This window comes from Kitasatospora sp. NPDC054795 (genome assembly GCF_053611565.1).
The window spans coordinates 1-25,424 of record NZ_JBSHAP010000105.1 but is presented as its reverse complement, the minus strand read 5'-3'; the positions used below and the strand labels follow the sequence as shown (position 1 = coordinate 25,424).

The window sequence follows — 25,424 nt, the reverse complement described above, 5'->3', positions numbered from 1 at the left end:
CGGGGTCAGCTAGCGGCGCTTCACTCGGAAGCGGCCTCGCCGCCCTCCTCGCCCTCGACGACCGGGATCAGGGAGAGCTTGCCGCGCGGGTCGATCTCGGCGATCTCGACCTGGACCTTGGCGCCGACGCCGAGGACGTCCTCGACGTTCTCGACGCGCTTGCCGCCGGCCAGCTTGCGGATCTGCGAGATGTGCAGCAGGCCGTCCTTGCCCGGCATCAGCGACACGAACGCGCCGAACGTCGTGGTCTTGACCACGGTGCCCAGGTAGCGCTCGCCGACCTCCGGCATGGTCGGGTTGGCGATCTGGTTGATCGTGGTGCGGGCGGCCTCGGCGGCCGGGCCGTCGGCGGCACCGATGTAGATGGTGCCGTCGTCCTCGATCGTGATCTCGGCGCCGGTGTCCTCCTGGATCTGGTTGATCATCTTGCCCTTGGGGCCGATGACCTCACCGATCTTGTCCACCGGGATCTTGATGGTGATGATGCGCGGCGCGTTCGGGGACATCTCGTCGGGCGAGTCGATGGCCTCGTTCATCACGTCGAGGATGTGCAGGCGGGCGTCCTTGGCCTGCTTCAGCGCGGCGGCGAGCACCGACGCCGGGATGCCGTTCAGCTTGGTGTCCAGCTGGAGGGCGGTGATGAAGTTGCGGGTACCGGCGACCTTGAAGTCCATGTCGCCGAACGCGTCCTCGGCGCCGAGGATGTCGGTCAGCGTGACGTAGTGGGTCTCGCCGTCGATCTCCTGCGAGATCAGGCCCATGGCGATGCCGGCGACGGCGGCCTTCAGCGGCACACCGGCGTTCAGCAGCGACATGGTCGAGGCGCAGACCGAGCCCATCGAGGTGGAGCCGTTGGAGCTGAGCGCCTCGGAGACCTGCCGGATGGCGTACGGGAACTCCTCGCGGGTCGGCAGCACCGGCAGCAGGGCGCGCTCGGCGAGCGCGCCGTGGCCGATCTCGCGGCGCTTGGGCGAGCCCACGCGGCCGGTCTCACCGACGGAGTACGGCGGGAAGTTGTAGTTGTGCATGTAGCGGCGGCGCGTCTCCGGGGAGAGCGTGTCCAGCTGCTGCTCCATGCGCAGCATGTTCAGCGTGGTGACGCCCAGGATCTGGGTCTCGCCGCGCTCGAACAGGGCCGAGCCGTGCACCCGCGGGATGGCCTCGACCTCGGCGGCCAGGGTGCGGATGTCGGTGACGCCGCGGCCGTCGATGCGGACCTTGTCCTTGATGACGCGCTCGCGGACGATCTTCTTGGTCAGCGCGTTGTAGGCGGCGCTGATCTCCTTCTCGCGGCCCTCGAACTCGGGCAGCAGCTTCTCGGCGGCCAGCGCCTTGACGCGGTCCAGCTCGTTGTTGCGCTCCTGCTTGCCCGCGATGGTCAGGGCCTGGGCGAGCTCGTCCTTGACGGCGGAGCTCAGCGCGGCGAGGACGTCGTCCTGGTAGTCCAGGAAGACCGGGAACTCGCCGGTCGGCTTGGCGGCCTGGGCGGCCAGCTGCGACTGCGCGGCGCACAGGACCTTGATGAACGGCTTCGCGGCCTCCAGGCCGGAGGCGACGATCTCCTCGGTCGGCGCCTCGGCGCCGCCCTCGACCAGCTTGATGGTCTTGTCGGTGGCCTCGGCCTCGACCATCATGATCGCGACGTCGCCGTCCGGCAGGACGCGACCGGCGACGACCATGTCGAAGACGGCCGACTCCAGCTCGCTGTGGGTCGGGAAGGCCACCCACTGGCCGTTGATCAGCGCGACGCGCACGCCACCGATCGGGCCGGAGAACGGCAGGCCCGCCAGCTGGGTGGAGGCGGAGGCGGCGTTGATGGCGACCACGTCGTACAGGTGGTCGGGGTTGAGCGCCATCACGGTGACGACGACCTGGACCTCGTTGCGCAGGCCCTTGACGAAGGACGGGCGCAGCGGGCGGTCGATCAGGCGGCAGGTGAGGATCGCGTCCTCGGAGGGCCGGCCCTCGCGACGGAAGAACGAGCCGGGGATACGGCCCGCGGCGTACATCCGCTCCTCGACGTCCACGGTCAGCGGGAAGAAGTCGAAGTGCTCCTTCGGCTGCTTGGACGCGCTGGTGGCCGACAGCACCATGGTGTCGTCGTCCAGGTAGGCCACGGCGGAACCGGCGGCCTGACGGGCCAGACGGCCGGTCTCGAAGCGGATGGTACGGGTGCCGAAGGAACCGTTGTCGATCACGGCCTCGGCGTAGAACACGTTCTCTTCCACCTGGAAGATCTCCTCTTTCGTACGTCTCCGGGAGAGCGTCCCCGCGTACTGCCTGCGGTGGGCCCCGGGCCCTCGCCAGGAGGGCGGCAGTCGGGCCGGTCTTCGATCGAAGCCTCCGGAGTGCCCCGCTCGGTCTGCGGGGGTTCCGACGGCCACTACCGAGGACCGGCGCCTCACGGCTGCCGGGCCGGCTTGGGCGGTCCGCGTCTGGACGCTCTCTCGGATGCGGGCGGCTTCCGTTTGAAGCCTTCGTCCCGCGGGGGGGGTTCGGGTCCTTCTGCCCGGGTGGCGCGCTGTTTGCGCCATCACCCGGCATGCCCACAACCCTACGGTGCAATCCTCGGCCACCTGGGGAGGTGCGCGCGAGTTGTTATCTGCGGGCGCCGCGGCCCGATCGCCGCGGCATACGCGCGAGGGGCGGCTCCCCGGTGTGGGGAGCCGCCCCGAGCGGCGGTCTTAGCGGGCGCCACCGGCGGCACCGCGGCGGATGCCCAGGCGGTCGACGAGCGTACGGAAGCGCTCGATGTCCTTCTTGGCCAGGTACTGCAGCAGGCGGCGGCGCTGGCCGACCAGGATCAGCAGGCCACGACGCGAGTGGTGGTCGTGCTTGTGGGTCTTGAGGTGCTCGGTCAGGTCCGAGATACGACGGGAGAGCATGGCCACCTGGACCTCGGGGGAACCGGTGTCGCCCTCCTTCTGGCCGAACTCGGCGAAGATCTGCTTCTTGACGTCAGAGGCGAGAGCCACTGCAACTCCTTCGGGGTCTACCGAGCGGTCCTGGTCGACAGCACAGGACTCATCGAGAACTCGGTGTCGCGAGCACCGCCGACACCCTGCGGCCCACGACGGGGCTGCGGACACACGGCTGCGCTCGGAGGCCAAGCGTACCAGTGCCGCCCCACCCGGCCGTCCGGCGGATCCGCGGGCGGCCGGGAGGGCGGTATCGGGGGCCGCGGCGGGCGGCCCGCGGGTCAGCCGGTGGCGCCGCGGACCAGCCGGTAGATGTCCAGGACGGCGAGCGCCAGCGGGACGAGCGAGATCAGGGTGAGGCTGTCCACCAGGTCCAGGATGCGCCCCCAGAACGGGGAGACCCCGAGCCGCGGCACCACCAGGGCGATCGCGGTGAGCAGCGCGGCGCCGAAGGCGATCGAGGCGGTCAGCCAGATCGTGCGCAGGTCGAGCTCGGTGGTGGAGCCGGCCGCCCGCAGGAAGAACTGCGGGGTGTGCAGGGAGAGCCCGACGATCAGCAGGCTCAGGCCGAGCAGGCCGGCCACGGTGAGGCTGAGCACCTGCGCGGTGTAGCGGAACAGCCGGGCGCGCAGCATGGTGGTCAGGCCCAGCGCGAGCGCGAGCAGCTCGGGGAAGGTCTCGTCGGTGAAGCCGAGGACGGCGCAGGCGCCGACCACGACCGCGGCGCAGCCGCCGACCAGGCCGACCAGCACCTCGTGGCCGCGGCGGGCCTGGTGCGCGATCCGCTCGTACTGGACGGCCTCGGCGCGCTCGGCCTCCTCGTCGTAGTCGCGGCTGCGGGTGCGGGTCTGGCCGGGGGCGCTGAAGCCGACCGGCAGCCGGGCGAAGCGGGCGGAGAGGCTCGGCAGGAAGCCGACCACGGCGACGGCGGCGACGCCGGTGACGGCGGCGATGTGCCCGGCCGGGGTCTGCGGCAGCAGGACGGCCGCGAAGGTGGCGAGCGCGCCGGCGGTGGAGACCAGGGCGGCGGCGACGAACACCGCGTCCTTCTCCGGCAGCAGGCCGGCCAGCAGCACGGAGACCACCAGGACGGCGACGCAGCCGGCCAGGAACTGGAGCCGGCCGGGGCCGTCCCCCGGGTGGGCGACGGCGATGAGGCCGCTGCCGCCGATCATGGCGTGCGGCAGCGCGCCGAGGCCGAGCGCGACGGCCGCGTGGGCGTCCTGGTAGACCCGGGCGCGCACCCCGGCGAGCGCCGTGAGGACGACGGCGGTGACGCCGGCCAGGACGCCGGGCAGGCCGTGCATGTCGTGGCGCAGGTCGGAGAACCAGAGCGCGAAGCCGAGCAGGGTGAGCAGCACCCCGGCGCCGATCAGGCCGAAGCCGCGCATCAGCTCGGCGGTCCAGAACCGGCGGTCGGCCTCGACGGCGCTGGCGATCGCGTCGGCAACGTCGTCGTAGACGGCCGGCGGGAGCGACTCGGCGAACGGGCGCAGCGCCAGCAGGTCACCGTCGCGGACCTGCTGGGCGGCCAGCGGCAGCCCGCTGTCGAGCACCGTGCCGTCGCGGCGGACCAGGTGGAAGCCGGTGGGGATGCCGTCGGGCTGGCTCTGGTTGGCCAGGCGCAGCACCTCGGGGTAGACGTCCGCGAGCGGGACGTCCTCGGGCAGGGCGACGTCGATCCGGCGGTCCGGGGCGACGACGGTCACCCGGCAGTAGCCCGTCGCGGCGGCGCTCATGCGTCCACCTCGCTGCGCTCGCCCATGAGGGCACCCACCCCGATCCTTCGACGCACTTGGCGCTCCCCCTTGTTGACGGTGCCGAGGCACGGCGGCGCTCGGTGTTGCTGTGGAACCGGCCCGGCCGGGCCGCGAGTTGGCGCGGCGTTACCCTACCCGTTCGGTTCGTGTCCGCTGCCGGTGCGTACCGGGCCCTGGCGGGCGGTGCGGGGGCGACCGTTAGGATCGGCGCCTGCGCAAAGGTACGGGGGCTGCGCTGGGTGGGGCGTCCTCAGCCACCGGATTCCCGTACGGACCGTACGCAATCGCGTGAGGGCTGATACCGAAGTGATCGATCGACGCCGCGGGGTGGATGACACATGGGTGTGATCACGGTCAAGCGACCGGCCAGGGCGTACCCGCCCACCGTGCCGGACGAACCGGTGGAGCTGGTCAGCCCGCCCGAGCTGCCCCGGCAGGGCGGCGAGGACTGGCTGATGAGCATCCTGCCGATGATGGGCATGGGTGGCTCGGCGGTGTTCTTCTTCTCGCCGGGGGCCGCGGCCCCGATGAAGATCATGGGCGGTCTGATGATCGCCTCGACGCTCGGCATGGTGCTGGCGCAGATCGTCCGGGCCCGCAAGGGCGGTTCGACCGCGATGGCGGACGAGCGGCGCGACTACCTGAAGTACCTCCAGCAGACCCGCCGCCAGGTGCGCCGCACGGCGGAGCGCCAGCGCGGCGCGCTGCTGTTCCTGAACCCGGCGCCGGACCAGCTCTGGTCGATCGTCGAGGACGGCCGGCGGCTGTGGGAACGGCGGACCGGGGACGGCGACTTCGCGCAGATCCGGGTGGGCCTCGGGCCGGTGCAGCTGTCCACGCCGCTGGTGGCGCCGCAGACCGCGCCGATGGACGAGCTGGAGCCGCTGTCGGCGGCCGCGATGCACTCCTTCCTGAAGGCCCACGGCACCCTCCAGGACCTGCCCCTGGCGGTCTCGCTGCGGGCGTTCTACCACATCACGGTGTGCGGGGACCCGGACTCGGTGTACGGGAACGTGCGCGCGATGATCGCCCAGCTGACCACCCTGCACTCGCCGGACGACCTGATGGTCGCGGTCGCGGCCGCGCCCGGTGCGGCCGAGGAATGGGAGTGGACCAAGTGGCTCCCGCACAACCAGCACCGCAAGGAGGCCGACGGCGCGGGCTCGCGCCGGCTGTTCGCGAGTGACCTGGGCGACCTGGAGTACCTGCTCCAGGACGAACTGGCCGGCCGCCAGCGCTTCGTGCGGGAGGTGGCACCGCCCTCCGACCAGCCGCACCTGGTGGTCGTCATGGACGGCGCCGGGGTGCCGCACGAATCGCTGCTGGCGAGCCCGGAGGGCGTGCAGGGCGTGACGGTCATCGAGGTGGTGCCGGGCGAGGTCGACGAGCCCAGCGGGCACCTGATGGTGACGGTCGGCGCCGAGGAGCTGGTGCTGCGCTCGGCCTCCGGCGCGACGTACACCGGCAAGCCCGACCTGCTCTCGGTGTGGCAGTCCGAGGCGCTGGCCCGGCAGTTGGCGCCGTACCGGATCTCGGCCGGCGGGGACGACGAGCCGCTGCTGTCCAACCTCGACTTCACCGACATGATGGGCTCGGGCGACCCGGGCTCCTTCGACGTGGCCCGCAGCTGGCGCCCGCGCGCCCAGCACGAGCGGATGCGGGTGCCGATCGGCGTCGGCGCCAACGGCGAGCAGGTCCACCTGGACATCAAGGAGGCCGCGCTGGAGGGCATGGGCCCGCACGGCCTGTGCGTGGGCGCGACCGGTTCCGGCAAGTCGGAGCTGCTGCGCACGCTGGTGCTGGCACTGGCGATGACCCACTCCTCGGAGATCCTGAACTTCGTCCTCGCCGACTTCAAGGGCGGTGCGACCTTCTCCGGCATGGCGGACATGCCGCACACCTCCGCGGTGATCACCAACCTGGAGGGCGAACTCACCCTGGTCGACCGCATGCGCGACGCGATCGAGGGCGAGCTGCACCGCCGCCAGGAGCTGCTGCGCTCGGCGGGCAACTACGCCAACATCCACGAGTACGAGCGGGCCCGGGCGGCCGGCGCGGCACTGGACCCGCTGCCCTCGCTGGTGCTGATCATCGACGAGTTCTCCGAACTCCTCACCGCCAAGCCCGACTTCATCGAGATGTTCATCCAGATCGGCCGGATCGGCCGCTCGCTGGGCGTGCACCTGCTGCTGGCCTCGCAGCGCCTGGAGGAGGGCAAGCTGCGCGGCCTGGACACCTACCTGTCGTACCGGATCGGTCTGCGCACCTTCTCGGCCGCGGAGTCCCGGGCGGCGATCGGCGTACCGGACGCCTACCACCTGCCGCCGGTGCCGGGCGTCGGCTACCTCAAGTTCGGCGAGGACGTGATGGACCGGTTCAAGGCCGCCTACGTCTCGGGGCCGTACCGGGCACCGGGGCAGCAGCGGTCGACCGGCGGGCGGCGGGTCAACGCGCGCCCGGTGGAGTTCACCGCGACCTTCGTGGACCTGCCGGACCCGGTGGAGGAGGAGGTCGCGCCGCAGGCCCCGGAGCAGGACGACGCCCTGGTGGACACCGTGCTGGACGTGTTCGTCCAGCGGATGGCCGGCCAGGGCCCGGCCGCGCACCAGGTGTGGCTGCCGCCGCTGGAAGAGGCGCCGAGCACGGACCACCTGCTGCCGCCGCTGCAGGTCGTGCCGGAGCGCGGGCTGACCGCGCCCGGTTACCCGGCGGGCCGGCTGCGGGTGCCGATCGGCATCGTCGACAAGCCGCGCGAGCAGAAGACGGACATCCTGGAGGTCGACTACGCGGGGGCGGCCGGTCACGGCCTGATCGTGGGCGGCCCGCGCTCCGGCAAGTCCACCGTGGTGCGCACCACGGTGGCCTCGTTCAGCCTCACCCACACCCCGCTGGAGGTGCAGTTCTACCTGCTCGACTTCGGTGCGGGCAGCTTCCAGTCGCTCGCCGGTCTGCCGCACGTCGGCGGGGTGGCCGGGCGCCTGGACGTGGACAAGGTGCGCCGGATGGTCTCCGAGGTGCACGGGGTGCTCAACCGGCGCGAGGAGCTGTTCCGGGCCGCCGGGATCGACACCATCGGCACCTACCGGGCCCGCCGGGCGGCCGGCCAGCTGCCGGACGAGGCCTTCGGCGACGTCTTCCTGGTGATCGACGGCTGGAACACCTTCAAGCAGGAGTTCGAGGGCCTGGAGCCGGTGATCGGCGACATCGCCCAGCGCGGCCTCGGCTACGGCGTGCACCTGGTCATCACCGCGGCCCGGTACGCCGAGGTGCGCCCGGCGCTGAAGGACCTGCTGCAGAACCGCACCGAGCTCAAGCTCGGTGACGCGATGGAGTCCGAGGTCGACCGCCGGGTGGCGCAGAACGTCCCGCCGCTGGCCGGGCGCGGCATCACCCCGGAGCGGCTGCACTTCCTGTCCGGGCTGCCGCGCCTGGACGGCTCCTCCTCGGTGGACGACCTGCAGACCGGGGTGGCCGGTCTGGTCAGCGCCGTCGACGGGGCCTGGACCGGCCCGCGCGCCCCGCAGGTGCGGATGCTGCCGGCCGTGCTGGACGGCCTCTCGCTGCCGAAGGGCTTCGAGCACCCGGAGCGCGGCGTCGCCTTCGGCGTGGACGAGGCGGAGCTGGCGCCGGTCTTCGTCAACTTCGAGACCGACCCGCTGTTCATCGTCTTCGGCGACACCGAGTCCGGTAAGTCGGCGGTGCTGCGGATGCTGATCAAGCAGATCACCGAGCGCTACACCCCGGACCAGGCGGGCATCGTGGTCGGCGACTACCGGCGCGCGCTGCTCGGCACCGTGCCGCCGGAGTACCTGGTGGAGTACGCGGCCGCGCAGCCGGCCATGGCGGCCATCGTCGACATGCTGCGCGGCGCCTGCTCGCGCCGCCTGCCGGGCCCGGACGTGACCGCGGAGCAGCTGCGCAACCGCAGCTGGTACAGCGGCAAGGACATGTTCGTGATCGTCGACGACTACGAGCTGGTCTCGACGAGCTCGGGCAACCCGCTGGCCCCGCTGGCCGAGTTCCTGCCGTTCGCCCGCGACATCGGCCTGCGGGTGATCGTGGCCCGCAGCGCGGGCGGCGCCGGCCGCTCGCTGTACGAGCCGGTGCTGCAGCGGATGCGCGAGCTCGGCGGCCAGGGCGTGATCCTCTCCGGCAACCGGGACGAGGGCGCGCTGCTGGGGACGGTCAAGCCGCAGGCGCTGCCGCCGGGCCGGGGCGTCTACGTGTCACGCCGGGTGACCAGCGGGCAGATGGTCCAGACGGGCTGGCTGCCGGTGGCGTAGCCGCGCCGGCCGTCACGGACGGTGAGCGAAGGGGTCGGACCCGTGGGGTCCGGCCCCTTCGGTGTCCCAGGTTCCGAAACGTTACCTGGCACTTTCCGGGTGGGGGCTGCGGTTCCCGTACCCGGCCGGGGAGTTGCCGGGCGCTTCGGGGGCACCTGGCGTGTCGCCGTCCATCCGGAGAATGGCCTTTGAATCACGCTGCTCCCCCTTTGTTCACCTTCGATTCAATTGCAATGTGGCCAAGGTAACAAGTCGGACAAAGCTCGCAATGACCGAAGGTGATCATCGGATCGCATGTCCGCGCCACTCACCGCAACGGATTCCGAAGCAGTTCCGGCGTTGACGCAATCAATACGCCCAAGGTTCCATGGCGGCCAGGGAGCGACTGGAACCGGACACCGAGCAACCAGCCAGCGGAGGCGATACCGCTCCCACTCCAGCACCGCAGAGCCGATCGGAAGCCACATGACCGACACGCTTCGTCCGCCACAGAACGTAGCCGCCCCGGCGGCCGAGGCGGCCGCGCCCCAGCAGCTCAAGCGCTCGATCGGCGTGGTGGGCGGCACCCTGCTCACGCTGTCCTGCGTCACGCCCGCCTCGACGCTCTTCGTGATCGTGCCGGAACTGTTCTCCAGCATCGGCAGCGCCACCGCGCTGGCCATCGCGATCGGCACCGTGCTCTGCGTCGCAGTCGCGTTCTGCTACTCCGAGCTCGGCACCCTGATCCCCAGCGCCGGCGGCGAGTACGCGATGGTCGGCACCCTCGCCGGACGGCTGATGGGCTGGCTGGTCTTCGTGCTCTCGCTGATCGTGGTGATGATCGTCCCGTCGGTCATCGCCCTCGGCACCGCCGACTACCTCGCCCCCGTCCTGCACCTGGACAAGGCCATGACCGGCGCCGCCGTGATGCTGGCCGCCACCCTGGCCGGCCTGCTCGACCTGCGCGCCAACGCCTGGATCACCGGCGTCTTCCTGGTCCTGGAGGTCATCGCGGCCGGCGTGGTCTCGGTGCTCGGCTTCGCCCACACCAACAGCGGGGCCCCCAGCCTGCTGCACGGCGTGGTCACCGGGGACAACGGCGCCACCACCACGGTCAGCGTGGGCGCCATCGTCGGCGCGCTCGGCATCGCCCTGTTCATCACCCAGGGCTTCTCCACCGCGGTCTACCTGTCGGAGGAGCTGGAGAACCCCCGCCGCAACGTCTCGCGCACCGTGCTGTGGACGCTCGGCATCTCCTCGGCCATCATCCTGGTCCCGGTCGTCGCCATCACCATGGGCGCCCCCGACCTCCAGACCCTGTCCGCCGGCGACATCTCCGGCATGGTCACCGCCTGGAGCAACTCCGCGGTCGGCACCTTCATCAGCCTCTGCGTCGCGCTGGCCATCATCAACGCCGGCATCGTCATGGTCATCCAGAACTCCCGGGTGCTGTTCGCCTCCGCCCGTGACAAGGCCTGGCCGGAGCCGGTCAACAAGGCCTTCGGCACCCTCGGTCGCTTCGGCTCGCCGTGGATCGCCACCCTGGCGGTCGGCCTGCCCGGCGCCGCGCTCTGCTTCGTCAAGGGCGAACTGCTGAGCAACATCACCGGCGTCGCCGTCACCGGGATGTACCTGCTGGTCGCGATCGCCGCGCTGCTCTCCCGCCGCGCCCACCACAAGCACGCCTCCGCCTGGCGGATGCCGCTGTGGCCGGCCGTCCCGGTCGTGCTGATCGCCGTCCTGGTCTACGTCATGACCAAGCTGGACACCGAGCCCCTGCTGTGGACCGGCGGCATCACCGCCGCCGCCACCCTCTACTGGCTGTTCTACCTGCGCCCCCGGCAGGACACCCGCTGGGTGATCAGCCTCCCCGAGGACCAGCAGGACTGACCCCCACCCCTCCCCCACACGGCGGTGCCCCGGGCCTCCCCCAGCCCCCCCGCCCGCCGGGCCCACCGCCGTCTGCCGCTACTTCCCGGGCTTCCACTGCGGGCTGGTGGCGATCGCCCGCAGCTCCGCCGCGGTCATCAGCGGATCGCCCTTCGACGCCAGCGTGACCAGGACCTCCATGCCGTCCGGCCGCATCGCGTCCACGACCAGCACTCCCTTCGGGGCCACGGCCACCGCGCCGCGCACGAGGAGCTTCGTCCCGTCCGGCAGGGTCTCCGCGTCCTGGTACGACTCCGGTCCCGGCCGGTCGTCGGGGGCCTTCGCCCAGTTCTCGACCGTCAGCGTCAGGGTCCCGGTCCGCCCGCCCCCGGCCAGCTCGAAGTCCGCCCGCAGCTCCCGGCTCCTGCGGTCGGTCACGGTCACCCCGGAGGGCAACAGCCCGGTCAGGACGGTCTCGCGGTCCTGCAGCGACAGGCCCGGGTCGATCGCCTCGGTGTCGACGCCGTCGAACCTGAGGGCCGCGACGACCCGATCCCAGGACTTGTCCGTGACGACGGCCTTCAGCTGGTCCAGCGTGAGCGGCGGGTTGGGCCGGCTGTCCGGCGCGTCCTTCTCCTGGGGGGAGTTCCACTCGCTGAAGCCGATCAGCCCGCCGTCCGGACGGGCCACCGAGGCGCGCCACTCCTTGGTGGTGGCCCGGTGGTCCGGATACTCGTAGCCCTGGGTGAGCATGAGCTTCGATCCGTCCGGCAGGACGGTGACGGTGCAGGAGTCCAACGAAGCGATCTTGAGGTTCGTCGGGCAGGTCTGCGGCTGGACGTCCTTGGGGCGGTGCTTCTGGATGCTGAGGCCCATCAGCGACCGGCCCTGGCCATCGTCGAAGACCAGGTTGGCGTCCGCGTAACTCCCCCTGTTCTCGTCGGTTCCATGCCCCTTCGCGTCGGACACCTGGCCCTTGGGCAGCAGTGCCCGGAAGGTGGCCACCACCTCGTCACCGGAGACCACCGTCGGAGCGGAGGACTTCACCGAGGTCGGGGTGGCCGCGGCGGCGGCGCTGCCGGTGGCGTCGGGCGCGGTGGCGTCGGGGGTGGCGCCCGCCGGGGCGGAGGCCGCGCTCACCGTGCCCGCGTCCTTGCCGGCCGGGGCGCCCAGGAACACCGCGCCGGTGCCCACCAGGGCCAGGGCGGCCGCGCCGCCCACCACGGCGGCGGTCGAGCGGCGGCGCCAGCGGCGGCGGCCGCGCCGGTAGCCGCCCGCGACCAGGTCTGCCTGTTCGGTGCGGAAGCCTTCGCCCGTACGGGTGAGGGCGTAGAGAAGATCGTCCTCGAACTTGTCCGGTTCGGACATGGGTGTTCACCGTCTCCTTGCGTCGCGGGTTGCGGGAAGTGCCGTGTCACGGATTACGGGAAGCGCCGCACGGCCGGGCGCCCGCCGGCCTCAGCGGGCGGCGAGCTCGGCCAGCGAGTCGCCGAGCAGGGCGCGCAGCCGGTTCAGGGCCCTGGTGGTGCGGGTGCGGACGGCGCCGGAGGAGACCCGCATCGCCTCGGCGGTCTCCTCGACGCTGCGGTCCTCCCAGTAGCGCAGCACCAGGACCGCGCGGTCCTTGGGCGGCATCCGGCCGAGCGCGTCGAGGAGGGTCAGCCGCAGGGTGCTGTCGGTGTCGCGTCCCGCCGGCTCCGGCAGGACGTCACTGGGACGCTCGCCGCTGGAACGGCGGCGCTGCTGGGCGAGGAAGACGCGCACCATGACGGTGTGGGTGTAGGCCGCCGGGTTGTCGATCCGGCCCCGGCCGGTGAAGGCGCTGCGCCGCCACAGCACGTACATCCGGCTGAGGGCCTCCTGCACGAGGTCCTCGGCGTAGTGGGTGTCGCCGCTGGTGAGCAGGCAGGCCGAACGGTACAGGTGGCCGGTGCGGCCGGAGACGAGTTCCAGGAACTCCGCGTCCTTGGCCTCCCGGCCCGCCCCGATCCACCTCATGCGCCCTGCCCCCCGCGGTCCGCCCTCCCTGACACTTCATCGATGCGGCGGGCGGGCGGCGGTGTTACAGGGTCCCGGCGGATTTTCGGTGAGCCCGGCCCGCGCCGGGCGCCGGGCGGGCATCGGGCGGTCAGGCGTCAGGCGTCAGGCGGTCAGGCGGTCAGGCGCCGGCCGGGCGTCAGTCGGCGGACTTGCGCCGGTGGTCGCGCAGCACCACGCCGCCGCCGATCAGCAGAGCCACCAGCAGCGCGCCGACGCCCACGACGTACGTCGCGGTACGGCCGTCGCGGTCGGCCTGGGTCTCGCCGAGGCCCACCGGGCGCGGCACGATCGGCGCGGCGGCGAGCTGCACCGGGGCGTCCGGGATGGGCTCGTAGGGCGCGTCCTCGGGAGCCTTGGCGACCGCCTTGACCGGGTCCACCACACCCCAGCCGATGAACTTGTCCGGCTCGCGCTGGGTCCGCTGCGCGGTCTGCTCGATCCAGGCCCGCACCTGGGCCGCCTTCCACTTCGGATGGGCGCTCCTCAGCAGCGCGGCGAGGCCGGAGACGTACGGGGCGGCGAAGCTGGTGCCGTTGTCCACGCACTGGCCGCTCCCCGGCACGGTGGACAGCATGTCGACACCGGGCGCGGCGACCTTCACGAAGCTGCCGTACTGGGAGAACGGCGCGCGCTCGTTGTTGCGGTCGGAGGCGCCGACGGCCAGCACGGTCGGGAAGGCGCCCGGGTAGGTGTCGCCCTCCTTGCCGTCGTTCCCGGTGGAGGCGACCACCACGACGTTGCGCGACTCCGCGTACTCGACGGCGGCCTTCAGGTCCTGGTACCCGCCGAAGCGGGCGTCGCCCGCGCCGCGCACGTCCTGGGAGATGTTGATGACCCCGGCGCCCTTGTCGACCGCTTCCCTGATCGCCTGGACCAGGGTGGAGACGTCGCCGTTGCCGTCGCTGTCGTTCTGCCGGATCGAGAGGATCTGGGCGTCGGGAGCCAGTCCGACGAAACCGGTCTGCGGCCTGACCCGGGCGGCGATGATGCCGGCGACCTTGGTGCCGTGACCGACCGGGTCCTCGACGGACGCGCCCTTGACCGGCTCCTTGGTCTCCCGGTTGACCAGCAGGTTGGAGCCCGCCTGGAGCTTGTCGACCACCTTCTGACCGGAGGAGTCGGCCGGGACCTGGCCCGCCAACTGCGGGTTGCCCAGGTCGACCCCGGTGTCGATGACCGCGACCTTCACGCCCACGCCGGTGGTCTTCCCGCCCTGCCACAGCTCGTTGAGCAGCAGTCGCTGGAGCGACCACGGCACGGTCGGCACATCGGGCGCGTTCTTGGGGCAGTCGCCGGCCGCGGCCAGCGCGGGCCCGCCCTCGGCGTACGCCGGGGCGGCGAGCGGGCCGCCCAGCACCGTGAGCGCGGCGATCGCCGCGGCCGCCTTCCGGTACCCGTGTCGGGACACCCTGCCACCCCTCATGTCGTTCACCCGTGCCGCGCGTCGGGGGCGGGTGCCCGGAATCCGGGTACCCGCCCCCTGCCGTTCCTCAAGGAACCCGAACGTCAGCCCCAGAGCTTGGCGTTGGCGTCCTCGGTCGTCCGGTAGCTCTGCGCGGCGTTCTCCAGCGAGGTCGCGATCTGCGCGCAGGCCTGCTGGAGGTCGTTGGCCTTGGCGTCCCACTTGGCCTGGTGGGCCTGGTAGCCCTGCTGGGCGGCACCCTGCCAGCTGGTGGCGATGCGGGTGACGTTGCCCTTGAGGTCGTTCAGCAGGTGGTCGATGCGGCTCGCCGAGGCCTTGACCTCCTCGGCCGCCTGGTGCACGGTCTGGAAGTTGACGAGAATGTGGTCGGACACGTTGTCTCCCTTGACGAGGGTGCGGAGCGCCGCGCGGTCAGTGGCGAGCGCTCCGCAGAGCGGTGGATCGGGGCAGAACGGCGGCCGGCGCGGGTGCGTCGATCAGCGCGAGTGCGGTGATCAGCCCTGGGCCGAGGAGAACATCGCCTTCTGCTCCTCTTCGGTGCTCGCGTAGTGCTTGGTGGTCAGCTCGATCGCGTGCTTGATCGCGTTCAGCGACTCCTTGAGCGCCGCGATGTCCTCGTTGACCCGGTTCTGCAGGCTCGTGTAGGCCGTCGCGGCCGTGCCCTGCCAACCGCCGGTGATGCCGGAGACCGTGCTGATCAGCTTGTTCTTCTCAGCCTCGATCTTGCCGATGGCCTCTTCGATCTGCTTGGCGAACGCCAGCATCTCCTGCGCGGTCATCGTGAACTGACCCTGAGCCATGCTCCACCGTCCCCCATGAGACAACATTTTGCGTGTACGGAGGGCCCTGCGGACCGACCGCCGCCATCACCGGTGTGATGTCCAGCAGCACTGTAGTCGGCACACGCAGCTCGCCCAACATCGATCACCGAGTAGTTACCAGACCATGACACTGAGGCCAATTCGGTTGCCGCGCTTGGCCCGTCAGGCGTTCTGCGGCTGAACGGCACCCGTCGCCGTCAACGGCGGGCCGGCCGGCACCAGGTTCGACCACTCCTTCGGCACCGGCAGCGGCCGGACCCCCTGGTAGCCCAACCGGGCCTGGTTGCCGCCGGGTTCCTCCGGCTGCTGGCCGGACCCCTGGGCCGTGGCCCCGGGGGCCGGCGTGGCACCGGCCGGCGGGGTCGGCGGCTTCGGGGTGCCGCTCTGGCCGGGCTGGGGCGAGGCGCCGGGGCGCGGGCCGCCGTCGCCGTTGGACGGGACGGAGTAGCGCAACCCCGTCTCGGTGATCAGGAAGTCGCTTCCGGAGCCGGCGGCCGAGTGGTCCAGCGAGCGGTAGAACAGACCGTGACCGGGGGTCACGTACGCCGCCCCGGCACCGTTGTTGTACGGCGCGGGGTACAGAGTCCCGGCCCAGACACTGCGCTTGGCCGTGGTGCCGTCCTCGGCGACCCCGTCGTAGGTGCTGCACACGACCATCCGGGCGTCCTGGCGGTCCTGTTGGTTGTTCACCGGCGCGCCGGTCTTCAGCGGCCAGTCCGCCACGGTGCCCTTCAGTGGTGCGTCGACGCCCCACTGGGCGTTGTCGGCCGGGGTCATCTCGTCGCTGCGCGGCTTCTTGTCCTGGTCGTACTTGTAGAGCATCTGGTACGCCGGGTTCTGCCGGATCAGGTCCGCCTGGAACGGCGTGACCAGGTACAGCTGCTCCTTGCCGACCACGTAGTGGCGGTCCTGGTAGTGCACCAGCCGGCCGACCCGGCGGTCGGCCTGGTTGCTCAGCTCCACCTTGGAGTTGGCGCCCTGGCTGTCGGCGACCCCGTCGACCGACGGGAAGGTGACCGGGGTGGCGTCCACCAGGGTCTCCAGCCATTCCCGCTTGACCCGCTGCGGTACCGCGTTGGGCCCGAACACCGCGGTGATCAGTGCCTTGCGCTCCCTGTCGTCCGACTGCGGGGTGCCGATCAGGTGCCTGCGGCCCTGCGCGTCCACCAGGTACACCGCCGCGCCCGCGGCGGCCGGCTGACCCGGCACCGGCGCGGCCGAGACCTGCTGCTCGTCGGCCTGCTGCACCAGCAGCAGCTGGTCCGGACCGAGCATCCGGTCCTTGGCCGCCAGCACCGCCGCGTCCTCGCCGGCCGCCACGAACACCGCCTGGTTGACGGTCTCCTGCTTGTCGTCCGAGCCCGGACGGTCGCACACCGCCCACTTCATCGGCTTGCTCGCGTTGTCCGTGGTCGGCAGCTTGTCCGGCGCGTACGGGATGCCGATCGTCGGCCCGTGGTTCGGGTACCGGTCGAGCACCCCGTCGTCCACCACCACGACCTTGGCGCCCGCGGGCAGCACCAGCCGCGCCGAGGACATGTTGAGCACCTGGTGCAGCCGCTTGGTCTTCTGGTCCTGGTCGATGAGCACCACGTACCGGGTCGTCGACTGCTTGCCCTGGATGATGTTCTTGCCGTCGTCCCACTTCACCGGCGCGCTCGGCTTGAAGACCCCCCAGAGCCCGAACCCGGCCACGAACACCGCCCCGGCCAGCACACTCGGCAGCACCGCCTTCACCGGACGCGGCGCGTCCTCGTCACTGCCGCCGCCGGCGGGCAGCAGGAAGGCCCCCACCGTGCGCTTGCGGGCGAAGGTGTACGCGTTCAGCTCGTCCCGGCGCGATGCCATACCTCGTCGTCCCCCTTGTCAGACGTTGTCGGGCGTTGTCAGACCCGCCGGCCCCGTGGTCACCCGCCGGGCACGAACCGGCGCGAACCCTCTACGATGCGGCAGCAGACGGTGAGTACGGTACGGGTACGGTCCGCGACACAGCCAGCCGGGCCGCGACAACGGATCAGAGAGGGCCACCGGGGGATGCCAAGCCAGACCGCTCCAGGACGCCGCCGCAGTACGGGCGGCGGGAGGCCGCGCCGGTCCGGCCGGGCGCAGCACAGCGCGCCGGCGAACGAGACGGGACCGGGGACCGGGACCGCCGGACCGCAGCCGACCGGAAGCGGGGGCGGCGGGGCCGTCCAGGTCCGGGTCAACCCCCGACCGGGGCTGCTCGCAGGGCGGTTGAAGCTCCAGCAGCTCGTCCTGGTCGAGGTCGCGGCGGCCCTGGTCGCGGTCGGCTGGACGATCAGCCGACCGGTCGCGGCCGGCTTCGGCGCGGTCGCGCTGGTGCTGCTCGTGCTCGCGCTCGTCCCGGTGCGCGGCCGCACCGTCCCGGAACTGCTGCGGGTCCGCGCCGCCCTCAAATCCCGCCGCAAGCAGGCCAGGACGCTGCTGCCACCGGCCGGCACCGACCCGGCGCTGGCACCGGCCCTGGAACTCGAACCGGGGCTGCGCACCTGCACCCACGCCACCGAGGCCGAGTTCGGCGGCCGCCCGGTCCGCCGGGAGACCGGCATGGTCGGCGACGGGACCTTCCTCAGCTCGGTGCTGCTCGTCCAGGCGAAGGACCAGCCGCTGCGCCCGGTGCGCACCGCCCTGCCGCTGCCGCTGGACGTGATCTGCTCGGCGCTCACGGTGGACGACATCACCCTGGAGTCGGTGCAGCTCGTCCAGCACACCCAGCCCGCCCCGGCCCAGCACCTGCCCGAGCAGTCGCTGGCCGCCCGCGCCTACCGCGAACTGCCGGACGGCACCGCAACCCCCGGGCTGCGGCTGACCTGGATCGCGCTCAAGCTCGACCCGGAACGCGCGGCGACCGCCGTCCGGGCCCGCGGCGGCGGCGAGGAGGGCGCCCGCAAGGCGCTGCAGCGGGTCACCGACCAGCTGGCCGGCCGGCTCAACAGCGCCGGCTTCAACGCGACCGTGCTGGACGAGCGCGAGCTGATCGCCGCACTGGCCATCGCCACCTGCGCCAACCCGATCGCGGTGGCGGGCCGTCAGGGCACCGGCAGCGGCGGCGGCACCACCCGCCGCACCCAGGAGGGCAACCGGTTCTGGCGGATCGACGACCGCTGGCACACCACGTACTGGATCTCCCGCTGGCCGCAGCTGAGCCGCCCCGGCGGCGCCCCCGGCCGGGTCGCCGCGCCCGACCTGGTCAACCTGATCACCGGCTCCCCGGCCCTCGCCAGCACCTTCAGCCTGACCGCCGGGCACGGCACCGGCGGCTCGGTGACGGTCAGCGGGCACGTGCGGGTGACCGGCCGCAACGAGAGCGAGGTCGGCCAGATCGGCCGCCAGGTGGAGAGCCGGGCCCAGAGCACCGGGCTCGGCCTGGTCCGGCTCGACCTGGAGCAGGCTCCCGGCATGCTCGCCACCCTGCCGCTCGGAGGGGCTTCCTGATGGCGTACCAGACCTACCCCACCGCCGGCCCCCAGCCCGGCGCCGAGCAGCGCCGGACCCGGCCGCGGATCCTGCCCGGCTTCGGGCTGCGCGGCCCGCGCCGGGAGAAGCACGTGCTGGAGCCGGCCGACCTCGCGTCGCTGGCCTTCCCGGTCGGCGACGACGGCGTGGTGATCGGCGTCGACCCGCAGGGGCTGCCCGCGGTGCTCGGCCTGTTCCGCCCGACCTCGTACGACCTGGTGCTGGTCGGCGGCATGTGGACGGCGCAGGTCATCGCGCTGCGGGCGGCCGCGATCGGCGCCCGCGTCGCGGTGGAGACCGCCCGCGGACAGCTGTGGGGTCCGATGGCCCAGGCGGCCGGCGGCGGCCAGCCGTGCGTGACGGTCCACCAGGTCGGCCGGCTCGGCCCGCAGGGCGCCTCGGTGGCCTCGCCGGTGCTGGTGGTGCGCGACCTCGGCGCCCGCCCGCCGCGCAGCCGGCTCTCCGCCGCCCCCTGGCAGACCACCCTGACCCTGCTGCCCTACCTGGGCCCGAACGCCTCCCGGGTACTGAACGCGGCCGACCTGGTCGGCGTGCAGCGGATCTCGCCGCAGGAGGCGGAACTGACCGGCCGGATCCTGTCGCTGCCGCCGGAGGACGTGGCCGCCCTGCCCACCCTCGGCGACGACCTGACCCTGTGGGCCACCAGGATGCGCCGCCAGTACGTACGGGCCGTGGCCGGGCAGGCCGAACAGCAGGTGCTCGGCGGGCCGCGCCGGATGGACTGAGCGCCGGCTCGCCGCACCGGGCGGGCCGGCGGGGATGCGAAGCCGCCTTCAACGGGGGTTGCCGTACGGCCTAGTCTTTGATGTGGCAACGGCACCGCTGAACAAGCGGCGGCGAACACGAGGGAGCCAGAGTGAGCAGCGATCGGGACGGCGTCTACGTCGGCGACAACGCGGCGGAGGACGACGACGACTGGTCGGACGCGCCTGACTACACTCCCCCGTCCTGGTACGTCCAGACCGAGCCCGCGGCGGCCGCGAACGCACCGGCGGCGGGCGCTCCGACGGCTCCGAACGCACCGGAGGCGGTCGCTCCGACGGCTCCGGGCGCTGCCGCTGCGGCCGCGACCGCGGCACCCGGTTCCCCGACGCCCGCCGCTGCTCCGGCGCAGCAGCAGGCCCAGGCTCCGGTGCCCGGCCAGGCCGCGCCCCCGGCGGCCGGGGCCGCGCCGGCCGCGGTCCAGGCTCCGGCACCCTCGCCGGCACCCGCTCCGCTGCCCGCGGCGCCCGCCCCGCCGGTGCAGGCCGAGGCGCAGCACGTCCCCTTCCCGGCGCCTTCCCCGACTCCGCCGGTCCCCGAGCAGCCGCAGCCCGGTGCCCCGGCGTGGGCGCTGCCGGAGGCCGCGGCGCAGCAGCCCGTCCCGCAGCCCTACCCGGCGCCGCCCGCCGCGATCGCGGCGCCGGGACAGCCCGTCCAGCCGGGACAGCCGGGACAGCCGCAGAACTTCGCGCAGCCGCCGGTCCAGCCGGCCCCGCCGCAGCACCCCCAGCACCCCCAGGACCCCCAGGGCCCGGCGGTGGCCTGGGACCCGCAGGCCGCGTGGGCGGCCCAGCAGGCCCAGCAGGCCCAGCAGGCCCAGCAGGCCGCCGTCCCGCCGCAGCCCGGCCCGGTGGACCCGCGCCAGGGCGGCTGGCCGCAGCCCGCCGCGTACCAGCCGCCGGCCCAGCCGCACCCAGGCCCGCAGGGCCAGCCCGGCCAGCCCGTGCCCGGCCAGCCCCAGCCGCAGCCGTGGCAGCAGCAGCCGCAGGCCCCGCAGCCCAGCGCGTTCCAGCAGGCCGCCGCCCCGCAGCAGACGGCGCACGGCGCGCCGCTCGGCTACACCGCCGCCGTCGAGCTGTCCTCGGACCGGCTGCTGCGCAGCCAGCCCAAGCAGCAGCGCCAGCAGCCGCGCTTCCAGTTCGGCGGCAAGGCCGCGGCGGCCGAGAAGGCCCGCCGGCTGGAGATCATCCGCACCCCGGTGCTGAGCTGCTACCGGATCGCCGTGATCAGCCTCAAGGGTGGTGTCGGCAAGACCACGACCACCACCGCGCTCGGTGCGACCCTGGCCAGCGAGCGCCAGGACAAGGTGATCGCGATCGACGCCAACCCGGACGCGGGCACCCTGGGCCGCCGGGTCAAGCGCCAGACCGGCGCGACCATCCGCGACCTGGTGACGGCCATCCCGCACCTGCGCAGCTACATGGACATCCGTCAGTTCACCTCGCAGGACCTGAACTCGGGCCTGGAGATCCTGGCGAACGACGTCGACCCGGCGGTCTCGACCACCTTCAACGACTCGGACTACCGCCAGGTGATCGACGTGCTGGGCCGCCAGTACCCGATCATCCTGACCGACTCCGGCACCGGCCTGCTGTACAGCGCGATGCGCGGCGTGCTGGACCTGGCCGACCAGCTGATCATCGTCTCGACCCCCAGCGTGGACGGCGCCTCCAGCGCCTCGACCACCCTGGACTGGCTCTCCGCGCACGGTTACGCGGACCTGGTGCAGCGCAGCATCACGGTGGTCTCCGGGGTGCGCGAGACCAGCAAGATGATCAAGGTCGAGGACATCGTCGCGCACTTCCAGACCCGCTGCCGCGGCGTGGTCGTGGTGCCGTTCGACGAGAGCCTGGCGGCCGGTGCCGAGGTCAACCTCGACATGATGCGGCCCAAGGTCCGCGAGGCCTACTTCGATCTGGCCACCCTGGTCGGCGAGGACATCGTCCGGGCCCAGCAGGCCGCCGCCCAGCAGGCCGGCTGGCAGCAGCAGGCCCAGGCGCAGGCCCAGCCGGGCTACCCGCAGCCGTACGCCGACCCGCAGCAGCAGCCCCAGCCGTACCCGCAGCAGGCCGGCCAGCCCGCCCCGGGGGCACCGTGGGCCCCGCAGCCCGGCCAGGCCCCGCCGCCCCCGCCCGGGTACGGCTACCCGCAGCAGCCCGCTCCCGGGGCGCCCTGGGGGCAGCAGCCGGCACCGGGCTACGGCTACCCGCCGCAGGCTCCCCAGCAGTGAAACCGCGGAAGGGGCCCACCGCCCTGGTGTCGGTGGGCCCCTTCCGGCGTTGCGGCGCTCAGACGCCGTCGGTCAGCTCACGGGCCCGCTTGACGTCGTCGGCCATCCGGTCCAGCAGCGCGTCGATGGAGTCGAACTTCTCCATCCCCCGCAGGTAGGCCAGGAAGTCCACGGCCACGTGCATCCCGTACAGGTCCAGGCCGACCCGGTCGATGGCGTAGGCCTCCACGGTGCGGGCGGTGCCGTCGAAGGTCGGGTTGGTGCCGACCGAGATCGCCGCCGGCATCCGCTCGCCGTCCGCGGTCAGCCAGCCCGCGTACACGCCGTCGGCCGGGATCGCGCTGTGCGGCACGGTCTCGACGTTGGCCGTCGGGTAGCCCAGCTCGCGGCCGCGCTGCGCGCCGCGCACCACCACGCCCTCGACCCGGTGCGGGCGGCCCAGCACCTCGCCCGCGCCGGCCATGTCCCCGGTCTCGACCAGTCGGCGGGTCAGGCTGGAGGAGAACGGCTCGCCGGCCCCGGCCGTACCGCACACCTGGAGGTCGACCACCTCGACCTCGAAGTCGTCCGCCCGGCCCAGCTCGCCGAGCAGCGCGACGTCCCCGGCGGCCCGGTGGCCGAAGCGGAAGTTGGGGCCCTCGATGACGACCCGCGCGCGCAGCGCGTCCACCAGCACCTGCCGGACGAAGGTCTCCGGGGACTCCTGGGAGAACTCCGTAGTGAACGGCAGCACCAGCACCGCGTCCACGCCCAGCTCCGCGATCAGCTCGGCGCGGCGCGGGTGCGGCGCGAGCAGCGGCGGGTGGCTGCCCGGCCGGATGACCTCGCGCGGGTGCGGGTCGAAGGTCACCACGACCGCCGGGAGACCGAGTTCGCGGGCCCGCTCGACCGCCCGCCCGATGATCAGCTGATGCCCGCGGTGCACCCCGTCGAACGAGCCGATGGTGACGACGCTGCGTCCCCAGTCCCCGGGGATCTCCTCCAGGCCACGCCAGCGCTGCACCTGACCGCTCCTTGTTCCGTACGGCGCGTACCCTCTGTACGCTCAAACGCTCAAAACCCGAACCCCTATAGCGTGCCATGCGCCTGCCCCGGCTCAGGCACCGGAATGCGGGTTGAGCCCGCCGAGGGCCCCGCCGCCCGCCCGGACACGGCGCGCTCGGCCTCGGCGGCGGCGTACTGAGGGTCCCGTCCGGCCGCCGTCAGGGCCCGCATCCGGGCCAGTCGGGGGCCGTCCGGGGCGGTCGGCGCGGCGCCGGACGGCCAGCGGGCGAGCAGCCGGGCGAAGGCCGCCGACCGCCCGGCGCAGCGCACCAGCAGCTCGTCCGCGCCCGGCAGCCCCGGGGTGGCCCGGGCCAGCACCGCCCGGGCCCGGGCGGGATTCTCGGCCGCGCAGTGCTCGGCGAGCCCTTCCACGGCGGTGGTCAGCACCGCCGGGTCGGCCTCGGTGGCGAGCAGGGTGTCCAGCAGCTCGCAGCGCAGCGCGTCCGCCGCCGGGTCGGCCACCGGGACGGACAGCACCTCGGCGAACGGCCGCCGGACCTCCGCCCCGCGGGCGGCCAGCGCGACGCCGAGCAGCACCCGCAGCTCCAGCCGGTCGGCCGGGCCGACGGCGCCGGCGCGCCCCAGCCGGCGGCCGAGGTAGTCGACGGCGACCGGACCGGCCGGCGCCGGGTCCGTCCGCAGCAGCCCGGCGGCCAGCTCGGCGCCCCGCCGCACGGCCGCCGGGGCGGTGGCGTCGGCGAGCACCCGCAGCGTCTCGGCGAGGGCCGCGCCGGGGCCGGCCGAGCGGTCGGCGAACGCGGCCAGGACGGGCTCCGGGTCGCTCTCCAGGGCCGGGGCGAGCGCCCGCGGGGTGAGGAAGGCGTCGCCGCCGGCCCGGAGCCGGGCGAGGGCGGCCGGCAGGTACGCGGAACGGGTCGCCGGGTCACCGACCAGCAGGGCCAGCGCGGCCCCGTGCAGGCCGGGCTCGTCCTCCCGGGCGAGCAGGGTCAGCGCGGTGTACCGCAGCAGCTCCGCCCCGGCACCGGAGGCGTACGGGGCGGTCCGCAGCGCGTGCACGGCGGCCGCGACGTGCCGTTCGGGCCGCCGGTCGTGGCTCCAGCGGTCCACCGCTCGGCAGAGCGCGGACGGCTCCTCGGCGGCGAGCACGGTCAGCAGTGCGTCCGCCCTCGGGTGCGCGGCCGCGGCCAGCGCGTCGGCCAGCTCGTCCAGGGCGAGCCGGCGGTGGGCACGCAGCAGGTCGTGGGCGACGTCGGCGACGGTGCGGCCGGGCCGCCCCGGCAGGCCGTGCGCGTCCTCGAACCAGGCGCAGAACAGCGGGAACACCGCGACCGGGTCGGCGCGCAGCCGCTCGGCCACCGCGGCGAGGTAGCGCTGCCCGGGGCCGTCGGCGGGCATCAGGCGGCGCAGCAGGTCGAGTTCGGCCTCGACGGGCAGGCCGAGGCCGGTCCAGAAAGCCGGCCCGAAGCGGCCGAGCCCGGCCGCCCGGAGCCCCGCCGTGCCCGCCGGGCCCGCCCGTTCGGCGATCCGGGACGCCAACTGGTCCAGCAGTGCCCGGTGTTCGGCCGGGTCCGGGCCGACGGTCAGACCCGCGGCGAGCAACCCGGCGGCCCACCAGGCGGGTTCACTGCCCGGCGGGCGGAGGTCCAGGGCGCGCCAGATCCGGTGCAGCCACGGGTCGAGGGCGCCGGCGCCCCAGGTCTCGGCCACCCGGCGCAGCGCGGCGACGACCGGGCCGATCCGGTGCCGGGGGACGGCGCTCGCCCCGGCGGCCGGCTCCCCCGCGCGGTGCCCGCCGGGCTCCTCCGGCTCGTCGGCCGACCAGGGCGGGGTGTCCTCGGCCTCGCCGAGCAGCAGCCGCAGCGCCGCGTCCAGGTCCAGGTGCCGGCCCTGCAGCCAGTCCGCGAACTCCCCGTGCGCGAAGCGGAATCCGGGCCCGGCCGGGACGAACAGGCCCTCGGCGAGCACCGCCGTGGCCCAGCCGCCCTCGACCGGGAACAGCTCCTCGAAGACGGCGTGGTCCAGCCCGCCGTCCGACCGGCCGCCGAGCATCCGCCGGGCCGCCTCGTGCACCCGGCCTGCCACCGCCGCCGCGAGCCGGCGCACCCGCCGGTGCCGCGGTGTGCCGGGCCGCACCGCGCCCCGGCGGTGGGCGCCCGGGCGGCGCGGCCGAGCGTCCTCGGCCAGCCGCTGGGCCACCCGCAGGCAGCGCAGGTCCAGGAAGGCGCCGAACAGGTCGCCCCGGCGCACCGGCCCGTCGTGCAGCCCCTGGGCCCACAGCTCCCCGGCCAGCCGGACGGCCAGCGGGTGCCGGGCGTCCTCGGCGGCGGCCGGGTGCCCGGGGGGCAGCCCGTACCGGCGGCGCACCCGCTCGGCCGCCTCGGGGGGCAGCGGGCCGAGCCGCTGTCCGACCAGGCTCGGCCCGCCGTGGCCGAGGCCGTCCATCCGCACGGTGGGGGCGCTGCCCAGGTCCCCGTGCGGGTGCGGCTCCTCCGTCCGGCGGGGACCCGGGGCGCCGCTGCCCCAGGTCTCGGCCGCGAGCAGTTCCCACAGCTCCTCCCCGCAGGCCGTCACCAGCCGGGCCCCGCAGCCGGTCAGCCACTGGCCGGCGCCGCGCAGCCAGCGCGCGTCCACCGGCAGCGGGGCCTCCTCGGGGCCGTCCAGGACCACCAGCAGCGGCCGGCCGGCCGCCGCGCACAGCGCGGCCACCGGCTCGGGCGCGGGCGCCGGGGTGCCGAGTCCGGCCGCCGCGGCGGCCAGCGCCCGCTCCACCGGCTCGGCGAGCGACCGGTCGTCGGCGCGCAGGTCGGCGCCGCGCAGCCAGAGGGTGGGCAGCGGG

16 protein-coding genes are annotated in these 25,424 nt (G+C 73.7%); 5 read left to right on the top strand and 11 right to left on the bottom strand.

The genetic code is table 11. From position 1 onward, the window contains the following. Positions 1-20: 20 nt before the first annotated feature. From ACWGJO_RS30630 to eccD, 3 genes are all read right to left on the bottom strand, one after another. Complete coding sequence (locus ACWGJO_RS30630) at positions 21-2,228, bottom strand: polyribonucleotide nucleotidyltransferase (RefSeq protein WP_387695035.1); 2,208 nt, start codon at positions 2,226-2,228, stop codon at positions 21-23. 456 nt (positions 2,229-2,684) lie between these two features. Beyond that, positions 2,685-2,975 carry a 30S ribosomal protein S15 gene (gene rpsO, locus ACWGJO_RS30625; RefSeq protein ID WP_031072625.1) on the bottom strand — a complete coding sequence of 97 codons (291 nt, stop codon included), beginning with the start codon at positions 2,973-2,975 and terminating at the stop codon, positions 2,685-2,687. Between the two features lie 224 nt (positions 2,976-3,199). Beyond that, positions 3,200-4,657 (bottom strand): type VII secretion integral membrane protein EccD, encoded by a 1,458-nt coding sequence (gene eccD, locus ACWGJO_RS30620; protein ID WP_452188688.1) that lies wholly within the window; start codon positions 4,655-4,657, stop codon positions 3,200-3,202. 359 nt (positions 4,658-5,016) lie between these two features. Between eccD and eccCa the strand changes: the two genes are divergently transcribed. Then, positions 5,017-8,961, top strand: coding sequence for a type VII secretion protein EccCa (eccCa, locus tag ACWGJO_RS30615; protein WP_452188685.1), 3,945 nt, complete (start codon positions 5,017-5,019; stop codon positions 8,959-8,961). Positions 8,962-9,426: 465 nt separating this feature from the next. Further along, positions 9,427-10,830 (top strand): APC family permease, encoded by a 1,404-nt coding sequence (locus ACWGJO_RS30610; RefSeq protein ID WP_452188683.1) that lies wholly within the window; start codon positions 9,427-9,429, stop codon positions 10,828-10,830. Between the two features lie 78 nt (positions 10,831-10,908). On the opposite strand, the gene ACWGJO_RS30605 is transcribed toward ACWGJO_RS30610, so the two are convergent. The 6 genes from ACWGJO_RS30605 to ACWGJO_RS30580 form a co-directional block, all read right to left on the bottom strand. Beyond that, positions 10,909-12,177, bottom strand: a complete 1,269-nt coding sequence (locus ACWGJO_RS30605; protein ID WP_452188681.1) for a hypothetical protein — start codon at positions 12,175-12,177, stop codon at positions 10,909-10,911. A gap of 90 nt (positions 12,178-12,267) precedes the next feature. Continuing rightward, positions 12,268-12,807, bottom strand: coding sequence for a SigE family RNA polymerase sigma factor (locus ACWGJO_RS30600; RefSeq protein WP_452188679.1), 540 nt, complete (start codon positions 12,805-12,807; stop codon positions 12,268-12,270). A gap of 178 nt (positions 12,808-12,985) precedes the next feature. Continuing rightward, positions 12,986-14,257: a type VII secretion-associated serine protease mycosin gene (mycP, locus tag ACWGJO_RS30595; RefSeq protein WP_452188677.1), complete on the bottom strand. Its 1,272-nt coding sequence runs from the start codon at positions 14,255-14,257 to the stop codon at positions 12,986-12,988. Positions 14,258-14,355: 98 nt separating this feature from the next. Further along, positions 14,356-14,646: a WXG100 family type VII secretion target gene (locus ACWGJO_RS30590; protein WP_380544948.1), complete on the bottom strand. Its 291-nt coding sequence runs from the start codon at positions 14,644-14,646 to the stop codon at positions 14,356-14,358. 120 nt (positions 14,647-14,766) lie between these two features. Further along, positions 14,767-15,072, bottom strand: coding sequence for a WXG100 family type VII secretion target (locus ACWGJO_RS30585; protein WP_452188675.1), 306 nt, complete (start codon positions 15,070-15,072; stop codon positions 14,767-14,769). Positions 15,073-15,255: 183 nt separating this feature from the next. Next, positions 15,256-16,941 carry a type VII secretion protein EccB gene (locus ACWGJO_RS30580; protein WP_452188672.1) on the bottom strand — a complete coding sequence of 562 codons (1,686 nt, stop codon included), beginning with the start codon at positions 16,939-16,941 and terminating at the stop codon, positions 15,256-15,258. Positions 16,942-17,328: 387 nt separating this feature from the next. Between ACWGJO_RS30580 and eccE the strand changes: the two genes are divergently transcribed. From eccE to ACWGJO_RS30565, 3 genes are all read left to right on the top strand, one after another. Further along, positions 17,329-18,549: a type VII secretion protein EccE gene (gene eccE / locus ACWGJO_RS30575; RefSeq protein WP_359911633.1), complete on the top strand. Its 1,221-nt coding sequence runs from the start codon at positions 17,329-17,331 to the stop codon at positions 18,547-18,549. Further along, positions 18,549-19,316 carry a hypothetical protein gene (locus tag ACWGJO_RS30570; protein ID WP_359911636.1) on the top strand — a complete coding sequence of 256 codons (768 nt, stop codon included), beginning with the start codon at positions 18,549-18,551 and terminating at the stop codon, positions 19,314-19,316. Before eccE ends, ACWGJO_RS30570 begins: the two co-directional genes overlap by 1 nt. A 131-nt stretch (positions 19,317-19,447) precedes the next feature. Then, a complete protein-coding gene (locus ACWGJO_RS30565) occupies positions 19,448-21,583 on the top strand; it encodes a MinD/ParA family ATP-binding protein (protein ID WP_452188670.1) in 2,136 nt (711 codons plus the stop codon). Positions 21,584-21,641: 58 nt separating this feature from the next. Here the strand turns inward: ACWGJO_RS30565 and ACWGJO_RS30560 are convergent, their stop codons facing one another. Both ACWGJO_RS30560 and ACWGJO_RS30555 read right to left on the bottom strand, forming a co-directional pair. Next, positions 21,642-22,586, bottom strand: a complete 945-nt coding sequence (locus tag ACWGJO_RS30560; RefSeq protein ID WP_452188668.1) for a bifunctional riboflavin kinase/FAD synthetase — start codon at positions 22,584-22,586, stop codon at positions 21,642-21,644. A 65-nt stretch (positions 22,587-22,651) separates the two neighbouring features. Further along, positions 22,652-25,424 (bottom strand): hypothetical protein (locus tag ACWGJO_RS30555; protein ID WP_452188666.1); only part of this gene is annotated, 2,773 nt, incomplete at its 5' end.